We start from the raw sequence: 14,608 nt of genomic DNA, 5'->3' as shown, positions 1-14,608 counted from the left end.
TGGTGTAATTGGTACACAATTGTAAATATTAAATTTAAACAATCAAAGTAATTTTTTTATCAATAACGTAAATGTTAACTAAGCAAGAGCTGGAAGAGTTTTGGGCCGAAGCAGGGAAAATATACTTAAACCATATATCAATAGATTGTGTAGTTTTTGGTTTTCATGAAGGGCAAATGAAGGTTTTGATGCTTAAAAGCAATAACGAAGAGGCCTGGTACCTGCCAGGGGGGTTTGTACTTAAACAAGAACCTATTGAAAATGCCGCCGATCGTATATTAAAAGAACGTACCGGTATTGATGAAATATTTTTGCAGCAGTTTTACGTTTTTGGCGATCCTGACCGCTCTAAGATACATAACGAGATGTATAAGGATATGCTGCCTGAAGATCAAAACTTCTTCGCCAAGCGTTTTATATCTATCGGTTACTATGCTTTGGTTGATTTTTTTAACGTTACGCCAACACCCGATAATTTTTCGGAGATATGTACCTGGCGAGACCTTAATGACCTGCCCCGTTTCCAGCTCGACCACGAATTAATATTTAAAACCGCCTTAGATACCCTGCGTCTTCAATTAAATTACCAACCCATTGGTTATAACCTGATGCCTAAGGAATTTACCATGCCCGAACTGCAAAAGCTTTACGAAACCATACTGGACAAAAAGCTTGACCGCCGCAACTTTCAGCGCCGCATGCTGGGCTTTGGCATATTAAATAAACTGGAAACCACCCGCAAAGGCGGTGCACATAAGGCCCCCTACCTCTATTCCTTCGACCTGGAAAATTACCAGGCCGCTTTAAAAGAGGGATTGAAGAGTGGCTGGTAGATCCCTATAATTCATTTATTTTAATTATTGTGAACATAGCGCGGCTATTCGCTGTATGCTAATCTATGCATAGTTAGCTCGATTACTGCGTGGTTCCAAATCCCTGCATTGTTGTATTGTAAAGGTCAATTTAAAGCCCCTGGCACCTCATTCCCTCAAATTTTACTATCTTAACCCCTGCTACTATTACCGTTACTTATGAAGTTTAAAAACGTACTTGTTGATCTTACATTACTTGTATTTGGCATCTTATCTGCCAGTATGGGGTTAAAGGGGTTCTTGTTATCAAGCCATTTTATTGATGGTGGCGTAACCGGTATATCCATGCTTTTAGCAGATGCTACCAAAACACCGCTTTCTGTTCTGATATTTGTTATCAATATCCCTTTCTTGTTTCTAGGATATCGTAAACTGGGACTAACCTTTGCTGTAAAAAGTGCCTTGTCAATAGCCGGCCTGTCGCTTTGCCTGGCATTTGTACACTTCCCGGATGTTACACACGATAAACTATTAACCGCTGTTTTTGGAGGGGTATTTATAGGTGCGGGCATTGGTATGGCTATCCGCGGTGGTGCTGTGCTTGATGGTACCGAAATAGCCGCCCTGCTGGTAAGTAAAAAGACCCAGGTAGTGCGTGTAAGCGATGTAATATTGATATTAAACGTGGTGATATTCACCGCCGCGGTATTCCTTTTGGGGGTTGAATCGGGTTTGTACTCTATTTTAACCTATCTGGCTGCATCTAAGATGATAGATTTTATACTAAACGGCCTGGAGCAATATACCGGCATGACCATAGTATCCGCCAAAGGCGAAGAGATCCGTATGGCTATAACCCAGTCGCTTGGTCGTGGGGTTACGGTTTACCAGGGTAAAAGCGGGTACGGAAAAGATGGGCATATTAATGCCCCACGGGAAATTATCTTTACCGTGGCCACACGTTTAGAGGTACCTTTACTAAAACGCGAAATATTAAAAATAGACCCCGCAGCATTTATTGTTCAACAAAGCGTTGACGATACCACAGGTGGCTTACTTAAGCGTAAGAAGGGGCATTAGCCGCTCCCAATTAAAGGGAGGGGTTATTATTCATCAGTCTCTAACATTGGCACCACCAGTACAGGTATATGCGAATTACGCACAACACTTTCGGCAACGCTGCCCATTAACAGCCTGTCTATACCGCTGCGGCTATGGGTGCCTATAACAATAAGATCCGCCTTGAATTCTTTGCTGCAGTTTAAAATACCATCAGCGGTTGAACCGTATTCGTTAAAGTGGGTAACCTGCAACCCGTGAGCATACTTTACAATAGTGCGCTCTATAATGCTTTCCGCCTGGTCTTTCTGAAACTCCAGTAAATTCATTTCGTTATAATCAGGTGTTTGCAGGGGCATGCCCATTATTGTATCGGTAGAGGTATCTGTTGTTATCGCGGGCTCAACAATATGCACCAGGCCAACGTGGGCATTAAAGGTGCGCGCTACATCAAAGCCATACGAGGCCGCGTATTCAGCAAATTTGCTGTCGTCTATACCAATAAGTATCTTGCTAATTTTCATCGGGGTAATTTGTTTTTTAATAGAGATGAAGCTATCATGGCTTTAAGGATTGGGGTTATCCTTACTAAACAATCAATATTAAATATGTTTTGGCATTTTTTTGATTTACTTAAAGCTTATACTTTGAAAACATGCGCTTTAAATATTTTGGCGAATGGCCACCGCCGCCATCAACAATCTTCGGCGTTGCTACCCGCTGGGCAGAATATATCCCCCCTTCGCCGCTAAAGAAATAGGCGGTAAAACAGGCTACCGCGAAAAACAGCGCATACTCTCCGCCAAACAATTCAATCCCCATTAAGGTACAGGCCAGCGGGGTATTGGTAGCCCCGGCAAATACAGCTATAAAACCTAAAGCGGCAAAAAGGCTCACGGGCGCGTTCATTAATTCGGCCAGGGTATTGCCTAATGTTGAGCCAATATAGAACAGCGGCGTTACCTCGCCCCCTTTAAAACCCGTACCTAAAGTAATGGCCGTATATATCAGTTTCCACAGCCAGCTAAAAGCATCTGCCCCGGCATGCTGAAACGCCGATACAATGGTTACCGCTCCCGGGTATTCCGCGTCGACACCCAGACTTAAATAATCGGGCTTGCCCAAAATAAACGTGAGCAGGATGATGATCAAACCGCCGCAAATGGGTATCAGCCAGGTAATTTTCATCCATTTTAAAGAGAAGTTTTTTACCAAATGCACTGCCTTTGCGAAGACCCGGCTCATCACCCCAAAAACTGCCGACGCTACAATAACTTTTGATAACAGCCATAAGCTTACAGGCAAATGAAGCCCGTACAGGTCCTGACTGGTATTAATAATATCTACATGATACAAAGTATGATGCACGCCCCAGGCAGATACGGTAATATCGCCAACCAAACCCGCAATTAAACAGGGCAGCAAAGCATTATACCGGATATTGCCAATAGCAATAACCTCCAGCGCGAAAATGGCACCTGTTAACGGCGTGCCAAACACCGCCCCAAAACCCGCCGCCACACCTGCTGTTAATATCACTTTCTTATCGGCCTCGTTAAGCTTTAGCCAGCCGCCAAAAAGGTTGGCCAAACTGCCGCCAATTTGCACAGCCGTACCCTCGCGACCTGCTGAGCCACCAAACAAATGGGTAATAACGGTGGTAATCAAAATAAGCGGCCCCATGCGTTTGGGGACACCCGCACCTGGCTGATGGATCTCGTCTATGATCAAATTATTGCCCCGCTCAGCGCTTTGTCCGTACAGTTTGTACAACAAGTGAATAACCACACCCGCCGCCGGTAAAAGGTATAGCAACCATGTATGCGCAAAGCGGAAATGAATAGCCCAGGTAAGCAGCCACAAAAATAGCGCAACCACGCTACCAATAGCAATAGCTACAGGTATGCTGATCAGCGTCCAGCGGATAAGATATTTGAAGAGAGAAATTTGTTTTGAAACGATATTTTTAAACATAACCTACATGCAAATAAATAACAAATTATTTGAGTAGGCGTCATCAGCTTTGCAGCGGTTCAAGTAGGCAGAACACCATTGCCTTGTTTGTATAGCACAAATATAGTTTTTTAATTTAATTTTATACCGATAGCTTAAAGTTCGGGTTACCTATTTGGTAAACAGATATTAACAGGCATGGGAATTAGCGAAGAATCTGTCAACCTGAATTTTAAATGGCACAAATTATCTAAAAAGACAAAAGTTTTTCTGATAATATGCCTTGTATTTGCTTTCTCGCTTATCAGGTTTAGCTTTAGCACTGAGTATATTGGCTATTTTGCAGGAGAATGCGGACAAGGAATGTGCCGCTCAGAATACAAAATCACTTCCGATGAATTAACAATTGACGACACATCGACAGATCCAGCTACCAATGTCCACAAAGTAATAAAAGGTAATTTTGAAGATTTGAAATTTAATGCCCCTCTTTTGCTTTTATCTAATATATGGGGAAGTTTTGGGTGCCCCGACTGCACTGACGGCGGTGGATATGTTTTAGGATTTAAGTTCTTCTGGATACATTTTAGCTTTGAATTTGACAGGGATTCTTCACCCTGGTATTATAATGGCGCAACCGAAATTATTCGTGATAGAATAAAAAAAATAGAGCAAATAGAGGCCTCTCAATCTAATCCTTAAACTTTCTATATTTGCCTCATGAGCATCTCTCCCGAAATAGAAAAAAGGCTTACCCTGCTGCAAGAAAAATACAACGCCATGGGCCAGGATATGACATCGTACCTGGACGGCCTGCTGCATGCCGACTTTTTAACCTATTGGGATTATATTCACCTGGATACGCTTTTGAGCCTGCAAAGCCCCAAAACGCCCTTCCCGGATGAAGAGATCTTCATCATGTATCACCAGATAACCGAGCTGTATTTTAAGCTTACCCTGCACGAGTGCAAGCAAATATCAGGCGCGGAAAACCTCACTACCGAGTTTTTCACCATCCGCTTAAAACGCATTAACCGCTACTTTGAAGCGCTTACCCACTCGTTCGAGATAATGGTGGATGGCATGGATAAAGAACAGTTCCTGCAGTTTAGGATGAGTTTGTTACCGGCCAGTGGTTTCCAAAGCGGGCAATACCGCCTGATAGAGATCTATGCTACTGATTTTATTAACCTGGTAATTGCCGATAAGCGCATAGCCCTTGCTAACGCGCCGGTTGAAGAGCAATTTGAACAGATCTACTGGAAATTTGGCGCAACCGAATTATCTACCGGCAAACAAACCCTCACCCTAAAACAGTTCGAGAAAAAATACGCCAAAACATTTATTGAGCTGGGCAAGGATGTGGCTAATACCAACTTTAACGCATTGCTACAGCAATTTAAATACAAGGGCGAAAACACAAAAGCTTTAGAGGATGAATTGCGCCAGCTGGATGTTAACGTAAATGTGAACTGGCCACTTTGTCATTATAAATCGGCCGTGCGTTACCTAAACCGCGACCCCGAAGATATCAAGGCAACAGGTGGCACCAACTGGCAGAAATACCTGCCTCCGCGCTTTCAGCGCCGTATATTTTACCCATCCTTATGGAGTGCCGAGCAACTGGAAAACTGGGGTAAAGCCTGGGTAGAGAAGGTTATTAGCGAATTGTAGCACCCTGCTTATCAGCGGGTAAGTCGTTTTCGTCAACCTTATCCGTAAGCATTTTTTCTATCCCATAAAAATCCTCGAATTTATTGATGATGATCATGGATGGCTCGGCCGGTAGTTTACTGCTCAGGTGGATGCCGTCTTTACGATGGGTTATCTTTTTGATGTTACGATAGGCAATAGTAATATCGGGCCTGTCTTTCACGCTAAGCGTTACTTCGTTATCGTCGGCAGTCAATTCGGTGTTATCAATAATGGCGAAATACTTTTTGCGCCCGAAGATATATCCAAAAGTAAGTGCCGCTACAATAACTACAAAAATACCTATGCTTAATGTGTTGTGCCCTTTATAAAGCAGGTTGTAGGCAAATACCGCTATAATTATCCCATAGTACACCAGCATGGTGCGTACCCAGGTTTTTTTCATGTCAATGTTGCCCTGCGGGCTAAAACGGTATACAGGCATATTAGCTATTTGTTAATTTGCTGTAATATAGCCTTCAAAAGACTTAAAAATTAAAAAATCGCCTAAAAATTTTTTAACTTGCCATTTTTCGATTAAATACATACGCCATGACCGACACACTGGACATAAAGATCACCAAAACACAACATTCCCGTTTAGCTGAAACGGATTTTAATACACTGCCTTTCGGTAAGGTTTTTTCTGACCACATGTTTGTGGCCGATTATATTGATGGCGAATGGAAGAATTTTGAGATACTGCCTTACGGCCCAATTTTAATGAGCCCTGCTATTTCTGCACTGCATTATGGCCAGTCGTTTTTTGAAGGCATTAAAGCCTACAAACATGCCGATGGTAAGGTTTCTATCTTCCGCCCTGACAAGAACGCTATCCGCTTTAATAAATCGGCAGAGCGCTTGTGCATGCCTACCCTGCCCGAAGAAGTATTTGTACAAACTATTGCCGCTTTGGTTGATATTGACCGCGACTGGATCCCCGGCAAGGCCAATCATGCCCTGTACATCCGTCCGTTCATGTTTGCTACCGACCCTTTTTTGGGCGTAAACCCATCGGCTACCTATAAGTTTGTAGTAATTGTTGGCCCGGTTGGCCCATATTTTTCAAAACCGCTTAGGGTTAAAATTGAAACACATTACACCCGCGCTGCCGAAGGTGGTATGGGCTTTGCAAAAGCTGCCGGTAACTACGGTTCGTCAATGTTACCTGCCCGTAAAGCTGCCGAAGAAGGTTTTGACCAATTGATTTGGACAGACGCCAAAGAACATAAGTACATTGAAGAAATGGGTGCCGCTAACGCGATGTTCCTTTTAGATGGCACACTGATAACTGCCGAAGCAAAAGACACCATCCTTGATGGTGTAACCCGCGATACGGTTATCGCTTTGGCTAAAAGCTGGGGCATCCCGGTTGAAGAGCGTAAGGTATCTGTTGCCGAACTGATAGAAGGAGCAAAAAATGGTAAACTAACCGATGCTTTTGGTGCCGGTACAGCTGCAACCATTGCTTCTGTAGCTTCGATCAGTTACAATGGCGAAGAGTATTTCCTGAGCGACCCTCAAACGCGTGAGTTCTCTAAGAAGGTGCTATCAACCCTTGATGACATCAAATACGGCCGCGCCGAAGATACCAACGGCTGGAATTATATCGTATAATTCTGCTGATTTAGATATAGAATCCCCTCATTTTCATGAGGGGATTTTTTTTGCTCTCATCCCGGGACAAGTTTTTGTTGCGAATTATGCCAGGTGAAGTATTGATCGCCCAACCGTCATGCCGAACTTGTTTCGGCATCCCTCATGCTAAGTAATAAATATGCACACTTGCGACTTGTCCCGAGAGATCCTGAAACAAGTTCAGGATGACGGGAGAAACTAAAACTCCTTTGCTTTGTTGAACTATCATAAACCGATACAACAATGAAAACGATAACAATTGAAGGCAACCCCGAATCATTAACAGCTATAATGGTACCCCGCGAAGCCGAGTATCACGACCATGAAACCATTCGAATAGAATCATCTGACGATTACGCCTATGTAGAAAAAACCATCTTCCGTGTGGTTGATGGTGGTGACGATAAATGGGAATTGCAGTTTGAATAAATATTCACGTGTCATGATGAGCTTGTCGGATCATTAGGGACTAAGTATCCGACAAGTTCAGTTTGCTATTTAACCTCTTTCGTAAACACATACTCTTTACCACCCTGTTTCAGCGTAAATTCACCTTTATCCGGGCGAAACTCCATTACAATGCCTGCTGATTCAAACTGATAATTATCGGCTGTTGTGGTAGCATCAAGCGGAAATGAAGACTGACCGGTGGCCTGAGCTATTAAGTTGGAGTCATCTTTTGAAATAGTAATTTTTATAGGCAGTTCTGGATTCGCATAAACACCTGTGTATTTATCAAGCCCTTTTGCTTCAGCAAAACTGGGGATAGTATAAGGCACTTTCAAACAAATACTTAATACACCCTCCATAACTTTACCCGGGGAGTAAGTACCACCATTTGAAATATAACTTACAGCTAATTTCTCCTCGGGAAAGTAAGCCAACTCTGACCGGAACGCATCTATAGCACCGCCATGCCCATACTTTGCCTTATCTTTAAATGGGTTTAAGAACATAGCCATCCCATAATTATCCTTCATAGTTTTCATTTGCTCTAAACTGGCAGGCTTTATCAGCTTACCGGCAAATAAGGCTTCGATAAATTTATCCAGATCGGCCGGGGTTGATACCATAGAGCCCGCACCAGACGGAATACTCATATCAGTTTCTACAAACTTGCTCCACTTATTATTGGAATAGGTATAAGATAACGCTTCGTTATTGGCTGTATTAACTTTACCGCCGTAGTAGGTATCCTTTAACCCTATTTTGGAAGTTACGCGTTGTTTAACTAGTTCGGGATAGGTTTTATTTGTGATCTTTTCAATAATATAGCTCAGCAATACAAAATTGGTGTTGCTGTACTCCCCCTTAGCGCCCGGTTCAAAATCGGTTTTCATGGCCGCTATCCTGGTTAGCATTTGCTCGTGGGTTTGCGGGGCAAGCATATACGTCATATACGTGGGGTCATTAGTAAAGTTATGCAAGCCGCTATGGTGGCTTAACATCATACCAATGGTTATCTTCCCTGCGTTAGCTACCTGCGGATAAAATTTATCCAGGGTGGTTTCCAGGGTTAGCTTACCTTCTTCAATCAGCTGAAACACCATTACACCAGTAAACATTTTACTGATAGAGCCTATGTGGTATTTGGTTTTGGCCGATGCCGGTACGGTAGCAGGACTATCAACTACAGCATTACCAATACTTCTTTGATAAAGAATCTCTCCGTTTTGCGATATAGCCAAACTGCCCATGCTTTTATTATTGGCAGCAAGCACATCCAGCAGACTATCTAAACGGGCTTTTTTCAGGCTTTGGGCATGCAGGCTAAAATTTAACCCTAATGCAAGGAGTATTAAAGGGAGTATTCTTTTAATCATGGCGATGTGGTTTAAATATTGGTTTGACTACATGTTTAGGAACATGTTACAGATTAATTAATTAAGCAGGAAGCTGCATCTGATATTGGGTCTACCATAAGATCTCGGCTATCTCATCATAACCTTTTTCGCGGGCCAGGTCGGCGGGGAGCTTACCACCTTCCATGCGGATATCAACGTGGGCGCCTTTCTCCAGCAGCAATATCAATAACTCTAAATTACCGTTTTGTGCGGCTGAGTGCAGTGGTGTGCTACCGGCCTGTTGCTTCACATTAACATCGGCGCCGTTCTCTATCAGCATGCGGGCGGTGCTTGTAAAATTACCGGCCGCGGCCGAGTGCAGCGGGTAAACATTAAAACCATTATCACTCGGACGGTTCACATCAGCACCTTTAAGTACCAGGTAACGGGCAATATCAAAACGGCCAAAGTAACTGGCTAGCCCTAAAGCAGTAAAACCGTCATCGGCATACGAGTCAATTCTTTCGGGATGGGTGTAAATAAGATGGGCAACATCATCAAATCTATCGGCAGCAGCGGCTTCAAACAGGGTAAGATCTGTTGTGTGTTTTAACAAAATATTTGTTACCACCGGTTTATGATAATAACAGGAAAGCATTAACGGCGATACGTTAAGGCTTGTTTTTGCTTTAGCCAGTTCGGGATTTGCGGCCAGCAAAGCATCTAAAGCATCAGTATCGGCATTGGCAATAAATTCTTCCAGTTGTTCAACGCTCATTTAATTCAATATTACTAAAAAATTAAAAAATATCTGTTTAATCTAATAACTTTATATTTGCAATTAAACGTTCAAAATACAGGATGCCGATTAAAGGAAACCAGTTCAGATCAAATAGTTTTAAGGAAGAGAACCAGCCACGCAAACCGGGATCAAAACCCGAAAGAGAAAGGCCTGTAAAGCAGCCAACCGAGCGCTTGCCACTTTTCGACTTGCGCGATGGCAGGGCTATCAAAATAATAGGCCTGTTTTTCCTGGTGCTGTCGGTGTTTTTCCTTATCGCCTTCACCTCCTACCTGTTTACCTGGCAGCAGGACCAAAGCTACGTTTCAAAAGCAAACGGCGGCTGGGGCAACCTGTTCAAAACCACAAAAGAGCTTTTAGAGAACGGTGTTAACAACCCCATGGTGGACAACTGGCTGGGCAAGTTTGGCGCGCTGCTATCTAACCAGTTCATATTCGAGTGGTTTGGTATAGCATCGTTCCTGTTCGTATTTATATTTTTCACTATTGGTTACCGCCTGTTATTCAAAATAAAACTATTCTCGGTTAGTAAAATGCTGGCCTATTCCTTTTTTGGTATCGTATTTATATCGGTATCTATAGGTTTTTTCCACGCTTTTATTATCGATTACCCCCACTTCCTGGAAGGCAACTTTGGCTTTTGGACAAACCGTTTATTAGCCGCGCAGTTTGGCCAATCGGGTACTGGTTTTATACTGCTGTTTTTGGTGTTAACCGTATTAATTATCGCCTATAACATCGACTTTAAGCTACCACAGCGAAAAGAGAGAGTTTCGCCTATGGCTGTAGACGGTGTAACACCCGAGCCTGTTGAGTTGGTGGACGAAGAAATTTCTTTACCGGTTGAATGGCCAAGAAACGGCAACCGTGTTAAAGATATGCTGGCTAACCAGGCCGCCGAAACCATAGAGCCACTGAAACAGCAGCCCATGACACAGAATACTCCTTTTCATGAACCTGTTACGCTGCGCCCCGATACCACCAGTCACGAGCCCGAAGAAGAAACCGAAATACCGCTTACCATTGATGTAGAGCGCCCCAACCCTATCTTAAACATCGAAATAAGCGATGATGATAAGGCTAAAAGCCTGGTAGAGCAATTTGGCATGTATGACCATAAGCTTGACCTTGCCAGCTACAAATATCCGGGGATAGATCTTTTAGAGAACTACGGTTCGGCTAAAATTGCTGTAAACTCCGAAGAATTGGAAGCCAACAAAAACAAAATTGTTGAAACGCTGAACCACTACAACATCGAGATCGATAAAATTAAAGCCACCATTGGGCCCACAGTTACTTTATATGAAATTATACCAGCACCAGGTGTGCGCATCTCCAAAATAAAAAACCTGGAAGATGATATAGCGCTGAGTTTAGCGGCTTTGGGGATCCGTATCATTGCGCCAATGCCGGGCAAGGGAACTATCGGTATTGAGGTGCCCAACCAAAACCCCGAGATGGTATCCATGCGCTCGATACTGGCTACCGAAAAATGGCAGAACAACACCATGGATCTGCCAATCGCCCTTGGTAAAACTATCTCTAACGAGGTATTCATTGCCGATCTGGCTAAGATGCCCCACTTACTGGTTGCGGGTGCTACCGGCCAGGGTAAATCGGTTGGTATTAATGCCATATTGGTATCCCTGCTTTATAAAAAGCACCCTGCAGAGCTAAAGTTTGTTCTTGTCGACCCTAAAAAGGTGGAGCTTACCCTGTTCCGTAAAATAGAAAGACACTTTTTGGCCAAACTGCCCGATGAAGCTGATGCTATTATCACCGATACCAAAAAGGTAGTAAACACGCTCAACTCGCTTTGTATTGAGATGGACCAGCGTTACGATCTGTTGAAAGACGCACAGGTACGTAACTTGAAAGAATACAACACAAAATTTGTTAACCGCAAAATAAGCGATCCCGAGAAACACCGTTACCTGCCGTTCATCGTACTGGTAATTGATGAGTTTGCCGATTTGATGATGACTGCCGGTAAAGAGGTAGAGCAGCCAATCGCGCGTATCGCACAGCTTGCCCGTGCGGTTGGTATCCATTTGGTTATTGCTACGCAAAGGCCTTCGGTTAACGTTATTACGGGTACTATTAAAGCTAACTTCCCGGCCCGTTTGGCCTTTAGGGTGTTGTCTAAAATAGATTCGCGTACGATATTAGATGCCGGCGGCGCTGATCAGTTGATCGGTCGTGGTGATATGTTGCTTTCTACAGGCAGCGACTTGATACGCCTACAGTGCGCCTTTGTGGATACACCGGAAGTTGAACGTATCTCCGATTTTATTGGTAACCAACGCGGCTATCCTTCGGCGATGTTCCTGCCAGAGTATGTTGGCGAAGGTGAAGCAGGCAGCAGCCCTAAAGATTTTGACCCGGATGACCGCGACCCGATGTTTGAAGATGCCGCACGACTTATTGTGCTGCATCAGCAAGGCTCAACATCGCTTATCCAGCGTAAAATGAAGTTGGGTTATAACCGTGCAGGCCGTATTATTGATCAGCTGGAAGCCGCAGGTATTGTCGGCCCGTTTGAAGGTAGCAAAGCCCGCGATGTACTTTATCCGGATGAATACAGCCTGGAGCGCCACCTGGAAGAGCTGCAAAAACCGCGCGATTAAACTAATTTAGTTTACATCACTCTAAACCATTATAAGCCCTAATGGTTATTGCCTGTGAGCTTTTAAATCGACAAAAAAGAACATGAAAAGATTATTTATCTGCATAGTATTATCTACCCTTACTGTAGCCACCGCGTTCGCGCAAAAAGATGCCGATGCAAAAGTTATTCTCAACAAACTGAGCAAGCAATACCGCAGTTACGATGCGGTTAAAACAGATTTTACCCTGACGATTGACAACCAGCAGGCGGGTGTAAAAGAAACGCAGACAGGCACGCTTATATCCCGTTCAAAAACCAACAAGTACAAGGTGACCTTATATGCCCCGGGCAAAAAAACAGTTACGCAGGATATTATCAGCGATGGCAAAAACCAATGGACTTTCCTGAAAGATGCCAATGAGGTACAATTAAGCGCAGCCGATAACAGTGAAGAAGGCTTTAACCCGGCCAAGATCTTCACCATGTACGAGAAAGGGTACAAATACATCTACACAGGTCAGCAAAAGCTTACAGGCAAAATATACCAGGTTGTTGACCTTACCCCCGAAGACAGCAAGAAAAGCTTTTTTAAGGTAAGGCTGATGATTGATAAGGTTAAGAACCAGCTTTACAGCGCCCAGATCTTCGATAAAAACGGCAGCACCTATACTTATGCCCTGCGCACCTTTACCCCAAACTACAAAGTTGCAGAAACAGCCTTTGTGTTTGATAAAAAAGCGTATCCCGGTGTTGAGGTGGTGGATTTGAGGTAAGACTTATTAAGCAAACCCCAACTGTCATTTCGATGAGCGGAGGGGTGGAAAGAGCGGAGTGCGAAGAGAAATCTTTTACACCATATTCACTAACATGCATTTTGTAAAAGATTTCTCCTCGTACCTCGTTCGAAATGACATTTTGTTACAATAATAAAGGCGATGATTTCTCATCGCCTTTATTATTCCTCCCCCTCTCCTTTGGAGAGGGCTGGGGTGAGGCTTCCCCTACACTCTTATATATATCTTTTTATTATCCAGCACCTTACCCACAACCCAGCAGATCAGCATATAGCTTACGGCAAACAATAATGAGCCAATAGCCCCCGGCGCTATTTTCTGATAGAACACATCGTTTATCCAGGCGTACAGGTTTTTATCACCTATGTGGATCATCCAGAAAGCAATAACCAAGATTTCTGACAGGATATAAATAGCCAGCGGGTTTTTACCAACCGTAGTAAAGAACGATGTCCAGTTGGCTTTGTTCCAGGCCCGCACTTCAACCACATATATTAAGGCAGCTATCATCACCATATCTATACCTGTTGTAAGCAGCGTAAAAGGACTGCTCCAAAGTTTTTTACCTATAGGGAAGCTCATATTCCAGGTTAGGGCGATGAAGATGAATACGCATCCCATTAATGCCAGCCGTGCAATGGTTTCGTACCCTTTACCTTTTTCCTGGATAAACTTACCGGCATAATACCCTACAATAACATTTACAATGGCCGGCAAAGTGCCCAGGATCCCTTCCGGGTCAAAGGCAACACCTTCGCCGTGGTACAGGTGGTTATCGCCTAAAACAAATTTATCAAGATAGGTGCCCGCGTTTGTAAGCATCCCGTAAGGGGCAGCATGATCGCCAAATACCAGCAATAAAACCTGATAGCCCACTAAAAGCAATATGCTCACAACAATAACAGCCGTTTTAGATCTGATAAAGTAAATAATAAGCGAAGCAAATATGTAGCAAAGGCCAATACGTTGTAACACGCCCATTATGCGGGTGTGGTCTATCGGTTTCATTGACCATACGCCGTTATGTGGTTCTACAAACGGGAACCAGTACATAAGGTAACCAATCAAAAATATGAGCAAACCACGTTTTAATACCCGGTAAAGAACCGTGCCGGTGCTCAGCGTATCAAACTTTTTCATGGTAAAGCTCATAGCATTACCTACCGCGAATAAGAAAGATGGGAACACCAGGTCTGTGGGGGTAAAACCAAACCAGGCAGCATGTTCAAGCGGTGCAAATGGCGCCGCGCCGCTCCCCGGCGTGTTTACAATGATCATAAAACAAATAGTCAGTCCGCGGAAGACATCCAGCGAAAGAAACCGTTCGGGTTTTTGGCTCATAATGGGTACAATTGATTAAATTATTTCAGGAGAATTATTGCACCAATATAGTAATTAATTAAAGTGATTTACAATAGACTACAAATCTTTATAAAAAAATTTAAGAAGTTTATTTACAGATCGAT

Annotated in this window: 14 protein-coding genes and 1 riboswitch; of the genes, 8 read left to right on the top strand and 6 right to left on the bottom strand. The window is 43.5% G+C overall.

The annotated features are described in order from the left end of the window. The first annotated feature begins 71 nt into the window (after nt 1-71). Both NPE20_RS13330 and NPE20_RS13325 read left to right on the top strand, forming a co-directional pair. Entirely contained in the window at nt 72-833 is a 762-nt protein-coding gene (locus NPE20_RS13330; RefSeq protein ID WP_256539160.1) for an NUDIX hydrolase, read from the top strand. Nucleotides 834-1,031: 198 nt separating this feature from the next. Further along, nucleotides 1,032-1,892: a YitT family protein gene (locus tag NPE20_RS13325; RefSeq protein ID WP_256539159.1), complete on the top strand. Its 861-nt coding sequence runs from the start codon at nt 1,032-1,034 to the stop codon at nt 1,890-1,892. Between the two features lie 26 nt (nt 1,893-1,918). Here the strand turns inward: NPE20_RS13325 and NPE20_RS13320 are convergent, their stop codons facing one another. Together NPE20_RS13320 and NPE20_RS13315 are read right to left on the bottom strand one after the other, a co-directional pair. Continuing rightward, a complete protein-coding gene (locus NPE20_RS13320; protein ID WP_256539158.1) occupies nt 1,919-2,395 on the bottom strand; it encodes a universal stress protein in 477 nt (158 codons plus the stop codon). Between the two features lie 109 nt (nt 2,396-2,504). Then, entirely contained in the window at nt 2,505-3,845 is a 1,341-nt protein-coding gene (locus tag NPE20_RS13315; protein WP_256539157.1) for a voltage-gated chloride channel family protein, read from the bottom strand. Between the two features lie 27 nt (nt 3,846-3,872). After that, a riboswitch (Fluoride riboswitch) is annotated at nt 3,873-3,937 on the bottom strand. Nucleotides 3,938-4,022: 85 nt separating this feature from the next. Between NPE20_RS13315 and NPE20_RS13310 the strand changes: the two genes are divergently transcribed. Both NPE20_RS13310 and NPE20_RS13305 read left to right on the top strand, forming a co-directional pair. Continuing rightward, nucleotides 4,023-4,526: a hypothetical protein gene (locus NPE20_RS13310; protein WP_256539156.1), complete on the top strand. Its 504-nt coding sequence runs from the start codon at nt 4,023-4,025 to the stop codon at nt 4,524-4,526. 18 nt (nt 4,527-4,544) lie between these two features. Next, nucleotides 4,545-5,498, top strand: coding sequence for a tryptophan 2,3-dioxygenase family protein (locus NPE20_RS13305; RefSeq protein ID WP_256539155.1), 954 nt, complete (start codon nt 4,545-4,547; stop codon nt 5,496-5,498). On the opposite strand, the gene NPE20_RS13300 is transcribed toward NPE20_RS13305, so the two are convergent. After that, nucleotides 5,485-5,961 carry a hypothetical protein gene (locus NPE20_RS13300; RefSeq protein ID WP_256539154.1) on the bottom strand — a complete coding sequence of 159 codons (477 nt, stop codon included), beginning with the start codon at nt 5,959-5,961 and terminating at the stop codon, nt 5,485-5,487. The two genes, NPE20_RS13305 and NPE20_RS13300, sit on opposite strands and share 14 nt — an antisense overlap. Before the next feature lie 107 nt (nt 5,962-6,068). Here NPE20_RS13300 and NPE20_RS13295 point away from each other — a divergent pair, with 107 nt between their 5' ends. After that, nucleotides 6,069-7,133 (top strand): branched-chain amino acid aminotransferase, encoded by a 1,065-nt coding sequence (locus NPE20_RS13295; protein WP_256539153.1) that lies wholly within the window; start codon nt 6,069-6,071, stop codon nt 7,131-7,133. A 264-nt stretch (nt 7,134-7,397) separates the two neighbouring features. Next, nucleotides 7,398-7,583, top strand: coding sequence for a hypothetical protein (locus NPE20_RS13290; protein WP_256539152.1), 186 nt, complete (start codon nt 7,398-7,400; stop codon nt 7,581-7,583). 65 nt (nt 7,584-7,648) lie between these two features. Here the strand turns inward: NPE20_RS13290 and NPE20_RS13285 are convergent, their stop codons facing one another. Together NPE20_RS13285 and NPE20_RS13280 are read right to left on the bottom strand one after the other, a co-directional pair. Further along, a complete protein-coding gene (locus NPE20_RS13285) occupies nt 7,649-8,977 on the bottom strand; it encodes a serine hydrolase domain-containing protein (protein WP_256539151.1) in 1,329 nt (442 codons plus the stop codon). 91 nt (nt 8,978-9,068) lie between these two features. Next, a complete protein-coding gene (locus NPE20_RS13280) occupies nt 9,069-9,716 on the bottom strand; it encodes an ankyrin repeat domain-containing protein (RefSeq protein ID WP_256539149.1) in 648 nt (215 codons plus the stop codon). An 83-nt stretch (nt 9,717-9,799) separates the two neighbouring features. On the opposite strand from NPE20_RS13280, the gene NPE20_RS13275 reads away from it, so the two are divergent. Further along, on the top strand, nt 9,800-12,367 hold the full coding sequence (locus tag NPE20_RS13275) for an FtsK/SpoIIIE family DNA translocase (protein WP_256539148.1): 2,568 nt from the start codon (nt 9,800-9,802) through the stop codon (nt 12,365-12,367). Nucleotides 12,368-12,449: 82 nt separating this feature from the next. Then, the gene (gene lolA1, locus NPE20_RS13270; protein ID WP_256539147.1) at nt 12,450-13,121 is read left to right on the top strand and encodes an outer membrane lipoprotein periplasmic chaperone LolA1; all 672 of its coding nucleotides are present in this window, start codon (nt 12,450-12,452) and stop codon (nt 13,119-13,121) included. A 228-nt stretch (nt 13,122-13,349) separates the two neighbouring features. On the opposite strand, the gene NPE20_RS13265 is transcribed toward lolA1, so the two are convergent. Then, the gene (locus tag NPE20_RS13265; protein ID WP_256539146.1) at nt 13,350-14,483 is read right to left on the bottom strand and encodes an acyltransferase family protein; all 1,134 of its coding nucleotides are present in this window, start codon (nt 14,481-14,483) and stop codon (nt 13,350-13,352) included. Nucleotides 14,484-14,608: the final 125 nt, after the last annotated feature.

It is taken from the genome of Mucilaginibacter aquariorum, from assembly GCF_024498135.1.
Classification (GTDB): Bacteria; Bacteroidota; Bacteroidia; order Sphingobacteriales; family Sphingobacteriaceae; genus Mucilaginibacter; species Mucilaginibacter aquariorum.
This window is presented reverse-complemented; position numbering and strand designations above follow the sequence as displayed.

Bases quoted from the DNA above. Each gene is read 5' to 3' on its own strand.
- NPE20_RS13285 (WP_256539151.1), bottom strand. From the start codon at position 8,977: ATGATTAAAAGAATACTCCCTTTAATACTCCTTGCATTAGGGTTAAAT.
- NPE20_RS13280 (WP_256539149.1), bottom strand. From the start codon at position 9,716: ATGAGCGTTGAACAACTGGAAGAATTTATTGCCAATGCCGATACTGAT.
- lolA1 (WP_256539147.1), top strand. From the start codon at position 12,450: ATGAAAAGATTATTTATCTGCATAGTATTATCTACCCTTACTGTAGCC.
- NPE20_RS13300 (WP_256539154.1), bottom strand. From the start codon at position 5,961: ATGCCTGTATACCGTTTTAGCCCGCAGGGCAACATTGACATGAAAAAA.
- NPE20_RS13320 (WP_256539158.1), bottom strand. From the start codon at position 2,395: ATGAAAATTAGCAAGATACTTATTGGTATAGACGACAGCAAATTTGCT.
- NPE20_RS13275 (WP_256539148.1), top strand. From the start codon at position 9,800: ATGCCGATTAAAGGAAACCAGTTCAGATCAAATAGTTTTAAGGAAGAG.
- NPE20_RS13315 (WP_256539157.1), bottom strand. From the start codon at position 3,845: ATGTTTAAAAATATCGTTTCAAAACAAATTTCTCTCTTCAAATATCTT.
- NPE20_RS13330 (WP_256539160.1), top strand. From the start codon at position 72: ATGTTAACTAAGCAAGAGCTGGAAGAGTTTTGGGCCGAAGCAGGGAAA.
- NPE20_RS13265 (WP_256539146.1), bottom strand. From the start codon at position 14,483: ATGAGCCAAAAACCCGAACGGTTTCTTTCGCTGGATGTCTTCCGCGGA.
- NPE20_RS13290 (WP_256539152.1), top strand. From the start codon at position 7,398: ATGAAAACGATAACAATTGAAGGCAACCCCGAATCATTAACAGCTATA.
- NPE20_RS13295 (WP_256539153.1), top strand. From the start codon at position 6,069: ATGACCGACACACTGGACATAAAGATCACCAAAACACAACATTCCCGT.
- NPE20_RS13305 (WP_256539155.1), top strand. From the start codon at position 4,545: ATGAGCATCTCTCCCGAAATAGAAAAAAGGCTTACCCTGCTGCAAGAA.
- NPE20_RS13310 (WP_256539156.1), top strand. From the start codon at position 4,023: ATGGGAATTAGCGAAGAATCTGTCAACCTGAATTTTAAATGGCACAAA.
- NPE20_RS13325 (WP_256539159.1), top strand. From the start codon at position 1,032: ATGAAGTTTAAAAACGTACTTGTTGATCTTACATTACTTGTATTTGGC.